This window comes from Candidatus Methylomirabilota bacterium (assembly GCA_036001065.1).
GTDB lineage: Bacteria > Methylomirabilota > Methylomirabilia > Rokubacteriales > CSP1-6 > MNEF01.
Map to the genome: position 1 here is coordinate 1 of DASYUQ010000012.1, position 15,601 is coordinate 15,601.

Consider the following 15,601-nt stretch of genomic DNA (forward strand, 5'->3'; position numbering starts at 1 on the left):
CCTACACCGAGTTCGAGAAGCGCTACTACGAGACGGCCCTCGAGATCCTCGGCCCGGCCGGTCAGCTCCTGACGTCCTTCCACGACTGGGACGACATCGACACCGCCTCGGGCGAAGCGGGGACGTGGGCCACGTCGTATCTCTGGTCGCGGGCGGGCACCATCTACTCGGGCTCGTCGGAGATCCAGAAGAACGTGATCGGCGAGCGCGTGCTCGGTCTCCCCAAGGAGATCCGCGCCGACCGGGTGAAGGCATAGCGCCATGGACTTCGCGTTCACGTCCGACCAGCAACTCCTGAAGAACTCGGCCCGCGCGTTCCTCGACGTGCACTGCAAGCCCGCCACCGTCCGCTCGTCGTGGGACGACCCGCGGGGCGACAACGACGCGATGTGGAAGGAGATGGCCCAGCTCGGCTGGCTCGGGCTGTCGCTCCCGGAAGCGCACGGCGGCAGCGGTCTCGGCATGGTCGAGACCGCGATCCTCCTCGAGGAGATGGGCCACGCCGCCTGTCCCGGCCCGTACTTCCCGACGATCCTGGCCGCCACGGCATTCGACGAGGCGGGAACGGAGGCGCAGAAGAAGCGCTGGCTCCCGGCCATCGCCACCGGCGAGGCACGCGCGACCATCGCCTTTCTCGACGGCGACCTCGACTGGAGCCCCGACGCCGTCACCACGCGGGCCGAGCGCACGGCCCAGGGCTTTGTCCTCAGAGGAGAGAAGCGCTTCGTGCCGTGGGCGCACGTGGCCAACGTCGTGCTCGTGCCCGCCCGGGCTCCCGAGGGCGTGACGCTCTTCGCCGTCGAGCCCTCGGCGCGCGGCCTCGGGCTGTCACCGGTGGCGGGAATGGATCTGGCCACGCGCTGGGTGCACGTGCGCCTGGACGGCGTGCCGCTCGCCGCCGACGCCGTGGTCGGCGCTCCCGGACAGGCCGCGCCGTTGCTCGCCGGGCTCCTGCGGCGGGGCGCGGTCGGTGCGGCGGCGGAGATGCTCGGCGCCGCCCGGCGGTGTCTCGAGATGGCCGTCGGCTACGCGAAGGTGCGCGAGCAGTTCGGTCAGCCGATCGGCTCGTTCCAGGCCATCCGTCACAAGTGCGCCGAGATGCTGGTCGAGGTCGAGAACTCCCACTCGGCCACGTACTACGCCGCCTGGGCGCTCGACGCGCGCGCCGAGGACCACGTGCTGGCCGCCTCGGTGGCCAAGGCCTACGTCAGCGACGCCGCGCGCAAGGTGTGCGGGGAGTCGATCCAGGTGCACGGCGGCATCGGCTTCACCTGGGAGTACGACCTGCATCTCTACTTCAAGCGCGCCAAAGCGCTCGAGCCGATGTACGGCGACGCCGACTACCATCGCGAGCTGATCGTCCGCCACGTCGCCGGATGACGCCCCGCGCCCCTCGCGCCCGCCCCCTGGCGCCTCGACCGACGGAGCCCCGGGCGCCTGGCGGTCTCCAGCCGCGGACCGAGGCGAACCCGGGTCGCCGCTAAATGTCCGCTCCGGCCCTCGACGGAATCCGCGTCGTCGATCTCACCAGCTACATCGCCGGCTCCTACGCCGCGATGATGCTGGCCGATCTCGGCGCCGAGGTCGTCAAGGTGGAATCGCTGACCGGCGATTCCTTCCGTGAGCTGCCGGGCTTCTTCGGCTGGAACCGCGGCAAGCGCTCGATCGCCGTCGATCTCAAGACTGCCGAGGGCCGCGCGATCGTCGAGCGCCTGGTGGCCCGCGGCGACATCGTGATGGAGAACATGCGGCCGGGGGTGGCGGACCGACTGGGCGTCGGGTACGAGCGCCTCAGCGCCATCAACCCCCGGCTGGTCTACTGCTCGATCACCGCCTTCGGCTCCACCGGACCGTACACGGATCGGCCGGGCTTCGATCCGCTGCTGCAGGCCATGAGCGGCGTGATGGCCCTGCAGGGGTTCGGGGGGCCGCCCCAGTACGTGCGGATCGCCATCACCGACTACTACGCGGCCACGCTCGGCTGCCAGGCCGTCCTGGCCGCCCTGTTCGTTCGCGAGCGGGCCGGCCGCGGCCAGCGGGTGGAGACGTCGCTCCTGCACGCGGCGATCGCGCTACAGTCGGGGAACTTCGTGGACTACGCCGGCAAGCAGCACATCTTCCGCGACAACCCGACTTACAGGCTCTATCAGGCCGAAGATGGGCAGTGGTTCTTCCTGGCCTGCGGCAACCAGACGTTCTGGGTGAAGCTCTGCGCGGCCCTCGGCCTCGCGCACCTCGCCGACGATCCGCGCTTCGCCTCCTGGCTGCTGCGCCTCGACAACCGCGAAGCCCTGCTCCCGCTGCTGGAGAAGACGTTCGCCAGCCAGCCGCGCAGTCACTGGCTGCAGGTGCTGGCCGCCCACGACATCCCGGCGGCGCCGGTCCAGACGCTGCTGGAGTTCATGGACGATCCGGGGGTACGCCACCACGACATGCTCCACCTCTACGACCATCCTGAGGTCGGCCGCCTCCGGCTGATGGGTCAGCCGCTCGTGTTCTCCCAGACGCGCTCGAACGATCCCGGCCCGCCACCGACGCTCGGTCAGCACACCGACCAGGTCCTCCGCGAGGTCGGCTACGACGGCGCCGCCATCGCCGACCTCCGCGCACGGGGGGTGATCAAGTAGATGGTCTACGAGACGATCCGCTGCGAGACGACCGACGGCGTGGCCACGGTCACCCTCAACCGGCCCGACGTGCTGAACGCGATGAACCAGGCGATGCGCGGCGAGCTGGGGCGCTGCTTCGCCGGGCTGGGGGACGACGACGACGTGCGGGCCATCGTCGTCACCGGCGCCGGCCAGCGCGCCTTCTCGGCGGGCGCGGACATCCGCGAGTTCGCCGAGCCCCAGCCGCCCGTCCGCTTCCGCGAGCAGCGCCGGCGCCTCGACTTCCGCCAGGCCATGGACCGGTGCGCCCAGCCGATCATCGCCGCGATCAGCGGCTACGCGCTGGGGGGCGGGCTCGAGCTGGCGCTGGCCTGCGACATCCGCATCGCCGGGGAGGACGCCCAGCTCGGCCTGACCGAGATCAACCTCGCCATCATCCCGGGCGGCGGCGGTACCCAGCGGCTGCCGCGTCTGGTGGGGCGCGGCAAGGCGCTCGAGATGATCCTCACCGGCGCCCGGATCGGCGCGGCGGAGGCGCTCCGGATCGGGCTCGTCGAGCGCGTCGTGCCCGCCGCCGAGGCGCTGACCCACGCGCTGGATCTGGCGCGCGCGATCGCCCACAAGGCGCCGGTGGCGCTCCGCTACGCCAAGGAGGCGGTCGTGAAGGGGCTCGAGCTGCCGCTGGCCGACGGCCTCCGGCTGGAGAACGACCTGGCGACCCTGCTCCGCACCACGGAGGACCGGCTGGAGGGCGCCCGGGCGTTTCTCGAGAAGCGCAAGCCCCGCTGGACCGGCCGCTGATGCCCTTTGCGTACTACACGCGTCTGAGCCGGAGCAAGCAGGCGATCTATCGCAAGAGCGACAGCATCACGGAGGTCCGGCTGCCCCGCCCCCGCGACCTCCAGCCGCTCGTGCGCGAACTGGCCGCCGCGCTCGCCGCGGAGAACCGGACGCTCACGCAGGCGGCCAGCGACCGGCTGATCCGCGCGCTCACCGCCGCGCTCGAGATGCCCCCGGTGAGGGTCGAGGTCCTGGCGGCACGCCCCCACGCCCGCTGGGGCGAGCTGCACGGCCTCTACACCGCCGACCGCGGCCAGATGCCGAAGATCCAGCTCTGGATGCGGACGGCCAAGCAGCGGCGCGTCGTCGCCTTTCGCACGTATCTGAGGACGCTCCTGCACGAGGTGGGGCACCACATCGATTACACGCTCCTGAGGCTCCGGGATTCCCTGCACACCGAGGGTTTCTACAAGCGGGAGTCGAGCCTGTTTCACCAGCTCGTCCACGAGGAGACGACCACGATGCCGACGATGGAAGAGTACGCCAAGCAACCGCTCGAGCAGCGCCTCTCGCGCCTGGAACGCACCGCCGACGAGCTCGCCGCCGCCATCCGCGACCGCAGCGAGGCGGTCCTGTCGCGGCGACCCGATCCCCAGAACTGGGCGGCCAAAGAGGTCATCTGTCACCTCCGCGACACCGAGGAGTCGTTCATGGCCCGGTTCGAGCAGATCCTGGCCATGGACGAGCCGAAGCTCCTCGGCATCAACCCCGATCGCTGGGCGGAGGAGCGCCAGTACCTCAGAAACGACGCGGGCGACGCGCTGACGGCCTTCCGCAAGCGCCGCGCGGAGACGCTCGCCTTCTTGACGAAGCTGACCCCCGAGCAGTGGCAGCGGGGCGGCGTCCACGCCACGCGAGGTCGCATCATGGTCGGTGACTTCGTCACGCTGATGGCGTGGCACGACGACAACCACCTCGACCAGCTCAAGCGCGCGCTCGAGGGCAAGGCCTAGCGAAGAGCCGCCGGCTCGCCGACCGGGCCCGCCCGGGGACCGGCTCGGGCGGCATGCCGGACCGTTCGGGCAATTTTCCGCCGCCTCCACCGCGGTATCGGTCCGCCCTGCCACCTAACTGTCCGTTTTCCCCGCGCATCGACACCTGGCATCGGCCGTGCGTATACGCGGAGCCAACCGGCGTGTCCGCAGACAAGTGAGGCGGGTGCGACGGATCTCATTGGGCAGGCGGTGGAGGGCGGCATGAAAGGATCAGCGACGTTCTCTGATCGCACGTACGTCGTGGTCGCCGGCCTGGTGGTCGTCGCGCTGGTGATCGCGCTGGCGATCGCCGAAGCGATGGGAAGCGAACCAACGCCGGTCGCGGGGATGGACGCGCCCTGGGCGGATTACATCATCGCCGTGGACGAGGCCCTCGCCGCAAAGGATCTTGCGGCGGCGCGGTGGGCGCTCCAGCGCGCATACGGCGCCGCGCTGGGCAGCCGCCGATGGGAGGGGATGATCGACGTCGGGGACGCCGCGGTCCATCTCGGCGACGTGCCCCGGGCCCGGAACGCCTACCTGGCGGCGCTCTTCCGCGCCCGCAACCAGCGGTCGCTCGAGGGCGTGCTGCGGGCGGCGGAGGCGTTCGCCACGCTCGGCGACCGCCAGGTGGCCGAGCAGTGTCTCCGCGTCGCGCAGGAGCTGGCCGGGCACGATCCCGGCGCCCTCACCCGCGTGGGCGCCCTCGTCCAGCGCCTGGACGACCGGTCGGTCGCGGCGGGGATGCTGCCGTGACTTCCCGCCGGCGCATCCTGTCATGACCATGACCGTCGGGGATCGACCGCCACGGCGGACCGTGACCGACCACGCGGCGAGCGAGCACGCCTCCCCATGGGCGGAGCAGGTCACCGGCGTCGACGACGCGGTGGCCGGAGGCGACGCCGCCGCGATGCTGCGCGCGTGGCACGCGGCCTGTCTGGAGGCGCTCGGCAGCCAGCAGTGGGAGCCCATGATCGCCGTCGGCGACGCGGCCCTGCGCGTCGGCCGGGCGACGGGCTTCACGATCGCGTTCGGGGCCAAGGCGCGGCAGGCCTACCACGTGGCGCTCTTCCGGGCTCACAAGCAGGCGGCAGCCGATGGCGTGCGGCGAGCGGCCGAGAGGTTCGGCGGGCTCGGCGATCGTGAGGTCGCCGAGGAGGCGCTGCGCATGGCGCACGGCATCGCCGAGCGCACGAGCGTCCGCGACCTTCGCCCCCAGTAGCTAGCGGAAGGCGGGCGCGACCTCGCTCATGAAGCGGTCGAGGAGCGCCCGGGGGTCCCGGGGCAGGCAGAAGGTCGGGAAGAACAGCATGTCGACGCCGGCTTCCCGCAGCCGGTCGAGCTTGTCGCGCACCTCGCCCACGGAGCCGGCCAGCAGGAGATCGCGCACGAACGGCTCGGAATAGCCCATGCGGCGCCTCACCGTCGTCGCCAGCTTCTCCACCTCGGCGCGGTCGTCGGTGATCAGCAGCGCCATGTTCGCCGAGCGCCGGATGCGCTGGGGATCGCGGCCGGCGGCCGCGCAGTGCTCGTCCAGGATCTTGCCCTTGCCGGCCAGCGTGTCGGCGCCGCCCCAGACGTTCCAGTGGTCGGCGTGCCGCGCCACGATGCGCAGCGTCACCTTCTCGCCCCCGCCGCCGATCATCAGCTCGGGATGCGGCCGCTGGAGGGGCTTCGGCATGAGCGGCGCGTCCTTGAGCTGATAGAACCGCCCGGCGAACGTCGTCCGCTCCTGCGTCCACAGGAGCTTGATCACCTGGCAGGCCTCGTCCAGCCGCGCCAGCCGCTCGCCCATCGTGTAGAACGGAATCCCGTAGGCCTCGTGCTCGTTCTGCTGCCAGGCGGCGCCCAGCCCGAGGACCAGTCGGCCGCCCGAGATCACGTCGACCGTGGCGGCCATCTTCGCCACCAGGGCCGGATGGCGGTACGTGTTGCCCACGACGATGGTGCCGATCCGCAGGCGTGGGACCAGCGCGGCCAGCGCCGCCAGCGCGGTCCAGCACTCCAGCGTGTCGCCGACCTTGTCGGGCGTGTTCGGCATGAAGTGGTCGGTGACGCAGGCGGCGTCCCAACCGGTCGCCTCGACGTGCCGCCAGAGCCCGAGCGCGTCCGGCCAGGCGTTATTGGTGAGGCTGGTGAAGAGTCCGAAGCGCATCGCTCAGCCCTCCGTCGCGATCGTTCCTGCTCCGGCCCTCGATGAGGGATTCACGAAGCGCGCGGGACCACGCCGACGGCGGCCAGCTGGGCGCGGAGATCGTCGCCGCGGTCGATCCGGAACAGCACGCCGCGCATGCCCGCCGCCTCCGCCGCCCGCACGTTGAGCTCGGCGTCGTCGACGAAGACGCACGCCGCCGGCCGCACACCGAGGCGGCGGCAGGCGAGGGCGTAGATCTCCGGCTCGGGCTTCGCGCAGCCCACCTCGGCCGAGCAGACGACGTCGTCGAAGAGGTCGACGATCCCCAGGCCGTCGGCCAGGCGCGCCCGCAGCGTGATGTCGGCGTTGCTGACGATGCCCAGGCGGTAGGGGGGACGCAGGGCGCGGATCAGCCCGATGTTCTCCCTGATCGGGCCCTGGGCCTCGCGCCACCGGACGTGAACCGGGGGGAGCGTCCGGCCGGCGATCCGCTCGAGCGCCGCGTGCGCGGTGTGGAGCCACGCGTCACGGTCACCGCGCCCGCGCTCCACCTCCCGCCAGGCCTCGCACCGGTAGAGCGCGTCGAAGATCGACCTCGGGGGCAAGCCGTGCTCGGCCTCGAGCGCGCGACCGACGTCCCACCGCATGTTCCAGACGACGCCGCCGAAATCCAGCAGCACCGCCCGGGGAGATCCGTCCGTCAATAGCGGCCGCGCGGGTTCGGCTGCCGCATGGTCGGCTCCGGCGCCTTCTCCGACTTCGGGGGAGCCACGCTCACCCAGCCGCGGCCCTTCATGCAGTCTTCGTCGAGCGCGCCCTTCCGCGTGCATTCCTTGATGTCGCGCCGGAACTCTTCCACCGTGTACGGCTGATTGACCTTCATCCACTCGCGCTCCGGCTCCGCGCATCCGCTCAGCACGAGGGAAAGCCCCAGACCGATCAGGAGGCCGGCGATGCGCATTTGCCCCGCATTGTACCGGGTGTATGGTCTAGAGGGGAACCTTCCATGGACACTGGATGGGGCCGTGGAGTCTGGTCGGCGCTGAGCCAGCTGAGTGACCGGCTGGCGACGGTGCTGCCCGGGCTGCTCGTCATGTTCACCCTCATCGCGCTCGGGCTCGTCCTGGGTTGGGTCGTGCAGCTCGTCCTGACCCGCCTGGCGCGCGCCATCGGCTTCGACCGCCACACGGAGCGCTGGGGCGTTGCCTCGTCGCTCCGGCGCTCGGGGATCCTCCGGACGCCCGCCGACGTGCTCGGCATCCTGGCCTTCTGGGCGATCTTCGTCCTGTTCGCGAGCCTGGGCATCGACGCGCTCCGCGCGCCGGGGGCGCCGGGCGCGACGGTATTCCTGCTCGCCTTCCTGCCGCCGCTCTTCGCCGCCGTGCTGATCCTCATCGTCGGCTGGCTCGTCGCCAACTTCCTGAGCCAGGGACTGCTGATCGCCGCCGTGAACGCCGGGCTGCCGGAGGCGCGGCTGCTGGCCCGCGCCGCCCACTGGGGCGTGTTGCTCTTCGCAGGCGCCACGGCGCTCACGCACCTCGGCATCGGCAAGGAGATGGTGCTGGTGGCCTTCGGCATCACGTTCGGCGGGCTCGTGTTCGCGCTCGCGCTGGCCTTCGGCCTCGGCGGGCGCCACATCGCCCGCGAGCTGCTGACCCGCCGTCTGCGACGCGACGCTCCGCCCGAGCGCGAGCGCCTGACCCACCTCTAGTGCCGTTCCAACTATTCGCGCCTAGGAAGGCACCGTGTACGTCGTTCGTGGACAGATTTAGTATCAACAAGTTGGAACGGCACTAGGCCGGCGCGCGCGTCGGCGCGCCCCTCAGCGCACGTCCGGCCTGAAGAGCACGTACCCCACGCCGGCGCGCTCCAGCCAGACACGCACGATCTGCTGGAGAGGATAGCGCCGGGGCACCGAGGCTGCGTCGGGGGCGGCCGGGTCGTTCACGAGGACGTGGCCGTCCTCGTATCCGGTGAGGACGAGCAAGTGGCCGGACGTCTCGGCGATGGCCGCGCCACCCAGCTCGCCCGCCGCGTACCGGACGGAGGCCACGACCGGTAGCCCCCGGTCCAGGCACCACGCCGCCGAGGCCCAGTCGGGAAAGCGCAGCAGGTATCCCAGCACGCCCCGCCGCGCGGCGGCACTGATGGCCGCGGGCCAGACCCCGTAGAGATCGAGCGCAGGATGGAACATCTCCGCGGCGAGGTCGCGCAGGTCGTCCCGCATCCGCCAGTAACCGAGCACCATCGCGACGCTCGTCGGGGAGCAGATCCGCGCCGCCATCGCGGCGCCCTCCGCCATCTGGCTCCGCGCGGGTACGGCGAGTCGCGCCGCGCCGGAGGCGCGACCGGGTTCGACCGGCCCCAGATCAGACGCCGACAGCGTCACCAGCCACGGCGCCGCCAGCAGCGCCGCGTCCCCGTCGGCGCGCAACCGCAGGCGCAGCCGCACCGCCTCGACCGGCCTGGCCGCCATCCAGAAATCGATCTGGGTCTCGAGCCCGGCGCTCCCCGTCGCGACGGGGACGAACTGCGCGGGCCCGATCGACGCCGCCGCGATCCACCGGGACCATCCGCCGGCGCCGGCAGTCGACGCTTCGAAGCGGAAGCTGCAGGGGCGATCGCTCAGCGCGCTGAAGGCAGGTAGCAGATGACGCGCCCCGCCACGGGGCCGCCACGGGCCGAACTCCAGGAGGAGATCGTCCCCCTCGTGAGTCACGGCCGGCGCCGCCTCGACCCCGCGGCGGCACGCGGGCGGAATCACCGCCGTGATCGCGCGCGCATCCGGAACCGACGCCACGGCGAAGAGGTCAGTGAGCACGGGCGAGTATACCGCGCGCTCGCGGCACGCGCCTTGCACATGCCTTCCGGCCATTCCGGCCTGTGCCGTCGTCGGGAAGAGGAGTGGCCCATGACGTTCGGAAAGTGCCTCTGGGATGGATGCACCCGCCACGCGGTCAAAGCCGCGACGGGGGCGTGCCGCGCACACCACGCCCTCCTGCGCGAGTCGCGCTGTGAGAAGTGCCAGGGGCCTCTGGCGAGCCGCCAGGAGCTCGAAAGCCGTCTGTGTCGCCGCTGTACCGTCATCCGTGCCGCGTGAGCTTCATCCCCCGTGGCATCGGCGTTGCGCGCGTGTCACCGTGATGCCTCCCGAGCCCGACCCGCCGCGAGATAGCCCCCGACGCCTTTGTGCCCGTCCAGCGCGGAATGGTGGTGGCTATCGTGATCGAAACCCCGGACTGGTACTCGGGGCTCGTGCAGGCGGCGCTGGCGCGCGTCAGGATCGAAGGGCTGAACGGATCTCGGGCGGGCGGGGGGCGTGGGCGAGGGTCCCCCGCCCACGGTCTCCCCCTGGATCTTGCGCAGCCTCACGCTGCGCGCCCCGGCAAAAGTCGGGGCTAACTCAAGGTCTCGTCTCGCGCCGCTCGGGTCGCTAACGGACTCCGAACGGCGCGGCCTCTCGGCCCGGTGGCGTATTTTCCATAACCCCGACCTCCGGGATAGGAGTGACGGCCACTACGGTGCGCGGCACGCCTGATCCGCATCACCGTACTCGACTTCTAACGCCGGCCCCCCGCCCCGTCAAGGGGTCGCGGGCGCCACGCCCTGAGGGCTTGTGCCCGCCGCCACAACCGCCAGCGCCTCATCGAAGACGGCCAGCGTCTGCTCCACATCGGCGTCGCTCAGCGCCAGCGAGACGTAAATCTTGTTCACCGCCTTCACCACGCCGCGGCGGAGACACTCCTCGTTGAAGCGGCGGATCCGCCCCCGGTCGGCGGTGAGCGTCGCGCGGTAATCGACGATCTTCCGCTCCGTGAAGAGGACGTCGAAGACCGGCGGCTCCCCGCTGACCTGCGCGGCCAGCTCGTGACGGCGCGCCGCCTGCTGCAGCCCGTCCCGCAGCCGCGTTCCCATCTGGTGCAACCGGTGGTACGTGCCTGGCTTCCTCAGTTCACCGAGCGTCGCCAGGCCCGCCACGGCGGCGATGGGGTTGCCGTTCAGCGTGCCGGCCTGCCAGACGTGGTCCGGCGTGCCCTCCAGCGCGGGATCGAAGTGGCGCATGATCTCGACGGGCCCACAGACGGCGCCCAGCGGGAAGCCACCCGCCAGGACCTTGCCGAGGGTGGCCAGGTCCGGGACCACGCCGTAGTACTCCTGGGCGCCGCCGTAGGCGAGACGAAAGCCGGTGACGATCTCGTCGAAGACCAGGGGGACGCCGTAGCGGCGCGTGACCGCCCGCAGCCCCTGGAGGAATCCGGGAGCGGGCACGATGACGCGCTGGTACGGCTCGACGATGACGGCGGCCAGCTCGTTGTGATAGGTGGCGATCAGCGCCTCGGCCGTCGCCAGGTCGTTGTAGGGAGCGACCAGGACCGTGTCCTGGAGCCCGTGGGGGATCCCGGCAGAGTCGAGCGTGGGCGCGGGAAAGGCCTTGGGCGATCGGGTGCTCACGCTCATGGCGCCGTAGTCGTGGGTCCCGTGCCAGCCGCCCTCGAACTTCATGATCTTGTCGCGCCGGCGGTAGGCGCGCGCGAGCCGCAGCGCGAAGAAGGTCGCCTCGCTTCCGCTCGACGTGAACCGCACCTGCTCGCAGCACGGCACCGCGCGGGCCAGCTCCTCCGCCAGCTCGATGATCGGCTCGTTGAGGAGCATGTACGTGCTGCCCCGGCCGAGCTGCCGCTGCACAGCGTCGACCACCGCCGGGTGAGCGTGTCCGAGCAGCATCGGACCGGAGCCCAGCAGGTAGTCGGTGTATCGCCGGCCTTCCGTGTCCCAGAGGTAGGCGCCGCGCCCCTCCCGCACGACGAACTCGAGTCCCGGCCCGCTCCGATGGCTGCCGAGCACGCCGCCCGGGAAGACGCGCGCCGCGCGCCGGACGATGTCGGAGAGCTCGCTCATCGGATGCCTCGCTTCGCTGGGATGGGTCCCGCCATCATACGCGATTTACTCCGGGCCGGTCACGAGCACGCCCGAGCCCGTGAGCCCGCCGTGCTTGAGCAGCTCCAGCGCCCGGTTGGCCTCCTCCAGCGGAAACGCCGTGACGGCCGGGCGCACCGGGATCGCGGCCGCCTCGGCCAGCAGCCGGCGGCCGTCGTCCCGCGTGTTGTTGGCCACGCTCGTGATACGACGCTCGCCGTAGAGGTCCGCGTAGTTGAGGGACGGGATCCGGGACATGTAGATCCCGGCCAGCGCCAGCGTCCCCCCGGGCGCCAGGTGGCGCAGCGCCAGGGGAACGAGCTCCCCCGCCGGGGCGAAGATGATGGTGCCCTCGGCCGGCGTCGGCGGCCGGTCGGTCACGTCGCCGGTCCAGGCCGCGCCCAGGTCACGGGCCAGCGCGCGGGCGGCGGCGCTGCGCGTGACGACGTAGACGCGAATGTCGCGCGCCGCGGCCACCTGCAGCGTGATGTGGGCGGAGGACCCGAAGCCATACAACGCCAGCCGCCCGCCCCGCCCCACGCCGGTCAGAGTCAGCGCTCGATAGCCGATGATGCCCGCGCAGAGCAGCGGCGCCGCCTCGGTGTCGCTGAACACGTCGGGCAGCAGATAGGCGAAGCCCGCCGGTACCACCGCGTACTCGGCGAAGCCGCCGTCGGCGTGGTAGCCGGTGAACTCGGCGCGCTCGCAGAGATTCTCGCGCCCACTCTCGCAGTGACGACACGCGCCGCACGTCCGCCGCAGCCAGGCGATCCCCACCCGATCACCCGGGCGCAGGTGCGTCACGCCCGGCCCCACGCCCTCCACGCGTCCGACGGCCTGATGGCCCGGCACGATGGGCGTCCGCGCGAGGGGCAGCTCGCCTTCCACGATGTGCAGATCGGTGCGGCAGAGCCCGCAGACGGCGACGCGCACCAGGATCTCGCCGGCGGCAGGCTCGGGCTTCGGGAGCGTCTCCAGGCGGAGGGCCCGCTCGCCGATGGGGGCCTGCGACTTGAGCACCATCGCCCGCATGAACGAGACGACCTTCAGGGCGGCGGCGCCGGCTCGCCGGCGCGCGCCAGGATCTTCAGCGCCCGGGCCAGGTGCGGCGCGTCGACCATCTGCCCCTTGAAGACAAACGCGTAGACGCCGCGCCGCCGGGCCTCCTCGAACGCGGCGACGAGCGCGCGCGCCTCCTCCACGGCCTCCGGCGGCGACGTGAAGGCCTCGTTGATCACCGGAATCTGGCCGGGGTGGATCGAGATCTTGCCCGTGAACCCCATGTGGACGGCGTCCTCGCACTCCCGTCGCAGCCCCTCCAGGTCGGCGATGTCGATGTAGACGGTGTCGAGGGCCTCGACGCCGGCCGCGGCGGCGGCCACGGCGCACATGACGCGCGCGTAGCGCGGAATGTCCAGATACTTCCCGGCGCCGTCGCGGACGCGCCCCAGCCCCATCGCCGCGCTCAGATCCTCGATGCCCCACGAGATGGCGACGATCCGCGGGCTCGCCGCCGCCACCTCCTCGATGTGCAGCAGCCCCGCGGGCGTCTCGGTGGCGATCGGCAGCAGTCGCGTGGCCCCGGGGGCGATGCCGTGGCGATGCTCGAGCCGGTCGAGCGCCTGGGCCACCGCCCGCACGTCGGCGGCCCCGCGGGGCTTGGGGACGACGTAGCCGTCGGGCCGGCCCCCGATCGTCTCCTCCAGGTCGGCGCGCCCCCAGCCGCTCGCGATCGGGTTCATCCGCACCCAGCGCGCGCGGCCTCCGAAGTCGAGCTTCTCGAGCCACTGGCGCACGATCGGCCGCGTCGCCGGCTTGCGGTCTGGCGGCACCGCGTCCTCCAGGTCGAGGATGAGGCCATCGGCCGGCAGCGTGAGCGCCTTGGCGATCATCCGCTCGTTGCCGCCGGGCACGAAGTGGAGCGAACGGCGCGGGCGGGAGGCCATCACCCGGGCCGCCGGCGCATCATCGCCTGGCGCCGGGCCCGCATGACGAGCTCGCCGTCCTGGTTGCGCGCGCGGTGCTCGAAGGTGACGATGCCCCACTGCGGGCGCGACTTCGACTCGCGCTTGTCCACCACCTCCGTCTCCGCGTAGATCGTGTCCCCGTGGAAGACGGGCTTCGGGAACTCGACCTTCTCGAAGCCGAGATTGCCCACGGTGGTGCCGAGCGTCGTCTCGCCGACCGACAGGCCGACGGCGACGCCGAGTGTGAGCAGGCTGTTGACCAGAGGCCGGCCGAACTCCGCCTTGGCGGCGGCGTGGAAGTCGACGTGCAGCGGCTGCGGGTTCATCGTGAGGCAGGAAAAGAACACGTTGTCCGCTTCGGTGATGGTCCGCCCGGGCTGGTGCCGGAAGGTCTGGCCGACCGCCAGCTCCTCGAAGTACTTGCCCCCCATCAGTCGTCCCTTTTCGGCGCCTCGGCCCGGGCGGCGTGCTTCCAGTGATCCTCCCGGCGGAACTTCTCGTGCTCGCCGGGCGGCGCGAACGTCCACGTGAGATGCACGTGCCCGCCCGATGTGTTCACGAACCCGTGGGGCGTGCCCTTGGGCACGAAGATCGCCGTTTCCGGCCCCACCTCGACCTCCCGCTCGCCCACCCGTGCGCGCCCGCGCCCCCGGTAGACGAAGAGGATCTCCTCCGCCTCGGCATGCACATGGACGGGGATCTGGCTACCCGGATCCACGGCCTCCAGCCCCATCGCCAGGTGCGCGGAGCCGGCCGTGGCCGGCTCCACCATGATGTGGACACTGCGCGGGTGCCCGTCCTTTGCTTCACGGCGCTCGGAATCCTTCTTGGTGAAGATTCGGCGCATGCCGCCCTCCTCGCGGGCTGGACCCGCCCCGGCATGGTACCTCAACACCCTCGGCGCTTGACAGGCACGCGAGCGCGCCCTATCAATGGCGTCGTGTCGGACCGGTACGACGTGGCGATCATCGGCGGCGGCATCGTTGCGCTCGCCACCGCCCGCGCGCTCGGCGAGCGCGCCCCCCGCGCTCGGCTGGTGATCCTCGAGAAGGAGCGGGCGCTGGCCGGGCACCAGACCGGCCACAACAGCGGCGTCATCCACTCCGGCATCTACTACAAGCCCGGCTCCAACAAGGCGCGGCTCTGCGTCGAGGGCGCGCGGCTGATGGTGGAGTTCTGCGCCTCCCACGGCATCCGCGTCGACCGCTGCGGCAAGGTCATCGTGGCCACGCACCAGGAGGAGCTGCCGCGCCTGGAGACCCTCTACGCGCGCGGCCTGGCCAACGGCGTCAAGGACCTCGCCCTGATCGACCGGCCGCGCCTGCGCGAGCTGGAGCCGCAGGCGGCGGCCGTTCGCGCCATCCATTCGCCCACCACCGCCATCGTCGACTTCAAAGAGGTCGCCGCGGCGCTGGCGCGGGACCTGACCGCCGCCGGCGTGGCGATCGAGACGAATGCGAAGGTGACGGGAATCGGGCGCAGCGGCGATGGCCTCGAGCTGGGTACGCCGCGGCTGACCGTGAGGGCGGGGCGGATCGTCAACTGCGCCGGGCTCTATTCCGACGTCGTGGCCCGCCTGGCCGGCGCCCCCACCGACGTCAGGATCATCCCCTTCCGCGGCGAGTACTACTTCCTGAGGCCGGAGCGCCGCCACCTCGTGCGCGGCCTCATCTATCCGGTGCCCGATCCGGAGTTCCCATTCCTCGGCGTGCACTTCACCAAGACCATCCACGGCGACATCGAGGCCGGGCCCAACGCGGTGCTGGCCTTCGCCCGCGAAGGGTACACGTTCGGCCGGATCCAGCCCGGGGAGTTCCTGGGAACGCTCACCTACCGCGGCTTCTGGGCGATGGCGCGCCGCTACTGGCGCACCGGGCTCTACGAGATGTACCGCTCGCTCAGCAAGGGGGCCTTCGTCCGCGCGCTCCAGCGCCTGGTGCCCGAGCTCCGCGCCGAGGACGTGCAGCGGGCAGGGGCGGGCGTGCGCGCACAGGCGGTGAGCCCCGACGGCTCGCTGGTCGACGACTTCCGGATCGTGCAGGCGGCCGACGCCATCCACGTCCTCAACGCGCCCTCGCCCGCGGCCACGGCGTCACTGGCGATCGGCCGCCACGTCGCGAGCCTCGCCGTGGAGGCCTTCGGCCTGAAGTAACCGCCGGG

18 protein-coding genes are annotated in these 15,601 nt (G+C 71.8%); 9 read left to right on the top strand and 9 right to left on the bottom strand.

Annotation, left to right across the window (positions count from 1 at the left end):
* The 7 genes from VGV13_01080 to VGV13_01110 all read left to right on the top strand — a co-directional run.
* Positions 1-257: acyl-CoA dehydrogenase family protein (locus VGV13_01080; protein HEV8639676.1), on the top strand; the 257-nt coding region annotated here is incomplete at its 5' end.
* Between the two features lie 4 nt (positions 258-261).
* Positions 262-1,380 (top strand): acyl-CoA dehydrogenase, encoded by a 1,119-nt coding sequence (locus tag VGV13_01085; GenBank protein ID HEV8639677.1) that lies wholly within the window; start codon positions 262-264, stop codon positions 1,378-1,380.
* A 104-nt stretch (positions 1,381-1,484) separates the two neighbouring features.
* The gene (locus VGV13_01090) at positions 1,485-2,627 is read left to right on the top strand and encodes a CoA transferase (protein HEV8639678.1); all 1,143 of its coding nucleotides are present in this window, start codon (positions 1,485-1,487) and stop codon (positions 2,625-2,627) included.
* The gene (locus VGV13_01095) at positions 2,628-3,410 is read left to right on the top strand and encodes an enoyl-CoA hydratase-related protein (protein ID HEV8639679.1); all 783 of its coding nucleotides are present in this window, start codon (positions 2,628-2,630) and stop codon (positions 3,408-3,410) included.
* The gene (locus VGV13_01100) at positions 3,410-4,402 is read left to right on the top strand and encodes a DinB family protein (GenBank protein HEV8639680.1); all 993 of its coding nucleotides are present in this window, start codon (positions 3,410-3,412) and stop codon (positions 4,400-4,402) included. The genes VGV13_01095 and VGV13_01100 overlap by 1 nt, the downstream gene beginning before the upstream one ends.
* Before the next feature lie 243 nt (positions 4,403-4,645).
* Positions 4,646-5,179 carry a hypothetical protein gene (locus tag VGV13_01105; protein ID HEV8639681.1) on the top strand — a complete coding sequence of 178 codons (534 nt, stop codon included), beginning with the start codon at positions 4,646-4,648 and terminating at the stop codon, positions 5,177-5,179.
* Positions 5,180-5,201: 22 nt separating this feature from the next.
* Positions 5,202-5,645: a hypothetical protein gene (locus VGV13_01110; GenBank protein ID HEV8639682.1), complete on the top strand. Its 444-nt coding sequence runs from the start codon at positions 5,202-5,204 to the stop codon at positions 5,643-5,645.
* On the opposite strand, the gene VGV13_01115 is transcribed toward VGV13_01110, so the two are convergent.
* From VGV13_01115 to VGV13_01125, 3 genes are read right to left on the bottom strand one after another with little or no spacing between them, the layout of a single operon-like run.
* Complete coding sequence (locus tag VGV13_01115; protein ID HEV8639683.1) at positions 5,646-6,578, bottom strand: TIGR03560 family F420-dependent LLM class oxidoreductase; 933 nt, start codon at positions 6,576-6,578, stop codon at positions 5,646-5,648.
* Between the two features lie 50 nt (positions 6,579-6,628).
* The gene (locus VGV13_01120; protein ID HEV8639684.1) at positions 6,629-7,261 is read right to left on the bottom strand and encodes an HAD family phosphatase; all 633 of its coding nucleotides are present in this window, start codon (positions 7,259-7,261) and stop codon (positions 6,629-6,631) included.
* Positions 7,258-7,518 carry a hypothetical protein gene (locus VGV13_01125; protein ID HEV8639685.1) on the bottom strand — a complete coding sequence of 87 codons (261 nt, stop codon included), beginning with the start codon at positions 7,516-7,518 and terminating at the stop codon, positions 7,258-7,260. The genes VGV13_01120 and VGV13_01125 overlap by 4 nt, the downstream gene beginning before the upstream one ends.
* A gap of 45 nt (positions 7,519-7,563) precedes the next feature.
* Here VGV13_01125 and VGV13_01130 point away from each other — a divergent pair, with 45 nt between their 5' ends.
* A complete protein-coding gene (locus tag VGV13_01130) occupies positions 7,564-8,268 on the top strand; it encodes a hypothetical protein (GenBank protein HEV8639686.1) in 705 nt (234 codons plus the stop codon).
* Between the two features lie 111 nt (positions 8,269-8,379).
* Here the strand turns inward: VGV13_01130 and VGV13_01135 are convergent, their stop codons facing one another.
* The 6 genes from VGV13_01135 to VGV13_01160 form a co-directional block, all read right to left on the bottom strand.
* A complete protein-coding gene (locus VGV13_01135) occupies positions 8,380-9,378 on the bottom strand; it encodes a C39 family peptidase (protein ID HEV8639687.1) in 999 nt (332 codons plus the stop codon).
* 761 nt (positions 9,379-10,139) lie between these two features.
* Positions 10,140-11,456 (bottom strand): aspartate aminotransferase family protein, encoded by a 1,317-nt coding sequence (locus VGV13_01140; protein ID HEV8639688.1) that lies wholly within the window; start codon positions 11,454-11,456, stop codon positions 10,140-10,142.
* A 45-nt stretch (positions 11,457-11,501) separates the two neighbouring features.
* Positions 11,502-12,506, bottom strand: a complete 1,005-nt coding sequence (locus tag VGV13_01145; protein HEV8639689.1) for a zinc-dependent alcohol dehydrogenase family protein — start codon at positions 12,504-12,506, stop codon at positions 11,502-11,504.
* A 14-nt stretch (positions 12,507-12,520) separates the two neighbouring features.
* The gene (locus tag VGV13_01150; protein HEV8639690.1) at positions 12,521-13,420 is read right to left on the bottom strand and encodes a CoA ester lyase; all 900 of its coding nucleotides are present in this window, start codon (positions 13,418-13,420) and stop codon (positions 12,521-12,523) included.
* Positions 13,420-13,872: a MaoC family dehydratase gene (locus VGV13_01155; GenBank protein HEV8639691.1), complete on the bottom strand. Its 453-nt coding sequence runs from the start codon at positions 13,870-13,872 to the stop codon at positions 13,420-13,422. The genes VGV13_01150 and VGV13_01155 overlap by 1 nt, the downstream gene beginning before the upstream one ends.
* The gene (locus VGV13_01160; GenBank protein ID HEV8639692.1) at positions 13,872-14,288 is read right to left on the bottom strand and encodes a cupin domain-containing protein; all 417 of its coding nucleotides are present in this window, start codon (positions 14,286-14,288) and stop codon (positions 13,872-13,874) included. The genes VGV13_01155 and VGV13_01160 overlap by 1 nt, the downstream gene beginning before the upstream one ends.
* Before the next feature lie 93 nt (positions 14,289-14,381).
* On the opposite strand from VGV13_01160, the gene lhgO reads away from it, so the two are divergent.
* Complete coding sequence (lhgO, locus tag VGV13_01165) at positions 14,382-15,593, top strand: L-2-hydroxyglutarate oxidase (GenBank protein ID HEV8639693.1); 1,212 nt, start codon at positions 14,382-14,384, stop codon at positions 15,591-15,593.
* Positions 15,594-15,601: the final 8 nt, after the last annotated feature.

Bases quoted from the DNA above. Each gene is read 5' to 3' on its own strand.
- VGV13_01085 (HEV8639677.1), top strand. From the start codon at position 262: ATGGACTTCGCGTTCACGTCCGACCAGCAACTCCTGAAGAACTCGGCC.
- VGV13_01090 (HEV8639678.1), top strand. From the start codon at position 1,485: ATGTCCGCTCCGGCCCTCGACGGAATCCGCGTCGTCGATCTCACCAGC.
- VGV13_01095 (HEV8639679.1), top strand. From the start codon at position 2,628: ATGGTCTACGAGACGATCCGCTGCGAGACGACCGACGGCGTGGCCACG.
- VGV13_01100 (HEV8639680.1), top strand. From the start codon at position 3,410: ATGCCCTTTGCGTACTACACGCGTCTGAGCCGGAGCAAGCAGGCGATC.
- VGV13_01105 (HEV8639681.1), top strand. From the start codon at position 4,646: ATGAAAGGATCAGCGACGTTCTCTGATCGCACGTACGTCGTGGTCGCC.
- VGV13_01110 (HEV8639682.1), top strand. From the start codon at position 5,202: ATGACCATGACCGTCGGGGATCGACCGCCACGGCGGACCGTGACCGAC.
- VGV13_01115 (HEV8639683.1), bottom strand. From the start codon at position 6,578: ATGCGCTTCGGACTCTTCACCAGCCTCACCAATAACGCCTGGCCGGAC.
- VGV13_01125 (HEV8639685.1), bottom strand. From the start codon at position 7,518: ATGCGCATCGCCGGCCTCCTGATCGGTCTGGGGCTTTCCCTCGTGCTG.
- VGV13_01130 (HEV8639686.1), top strand. From the start codon at position 7,564: ATGGACACTGGATGGGGCCGTGGAGTCTGGTCGGCGCTGAGCCAGCTG.
- VGV13_01140 (HEV8639688.1), bottom strand. From the start codon at position 11,456: ATGAGCGAGCTCTCCGACATCGTCCGGCGCGCGGCGCGCGTCTTCCCG.
- VGV13_01145 (HEV8639689.1), bottom strand. From the start codon at position 12,506: ATGCGGGCGATGGTGCTCAAGTCGCAGGCCCCCATCGGCGAGCGGGCC.
- VGV13_01150 (HEV8639690.1), bottom strand. From the start codon at position 13,420: ATGGCCTCCCGCCCGCGCCGTTCGCTCCACTTCGTGCCCGGCGGCAAC.
- VGV13_01155 (HEV8639691.1), bottom strand. From the start codon at position 13,872: ATGGGGGGCAAGTACTTCGAGGAGCTGGCGGTCGGCCAGACCTTCCGG.
- VGV13_01160 (HEV8639692.1), bottom strand. From the start codon at position 14,288: ATGCGCCGAATCTTCACCAAGAAGGATTCCGAGCGCCGTGAAGCAAAG.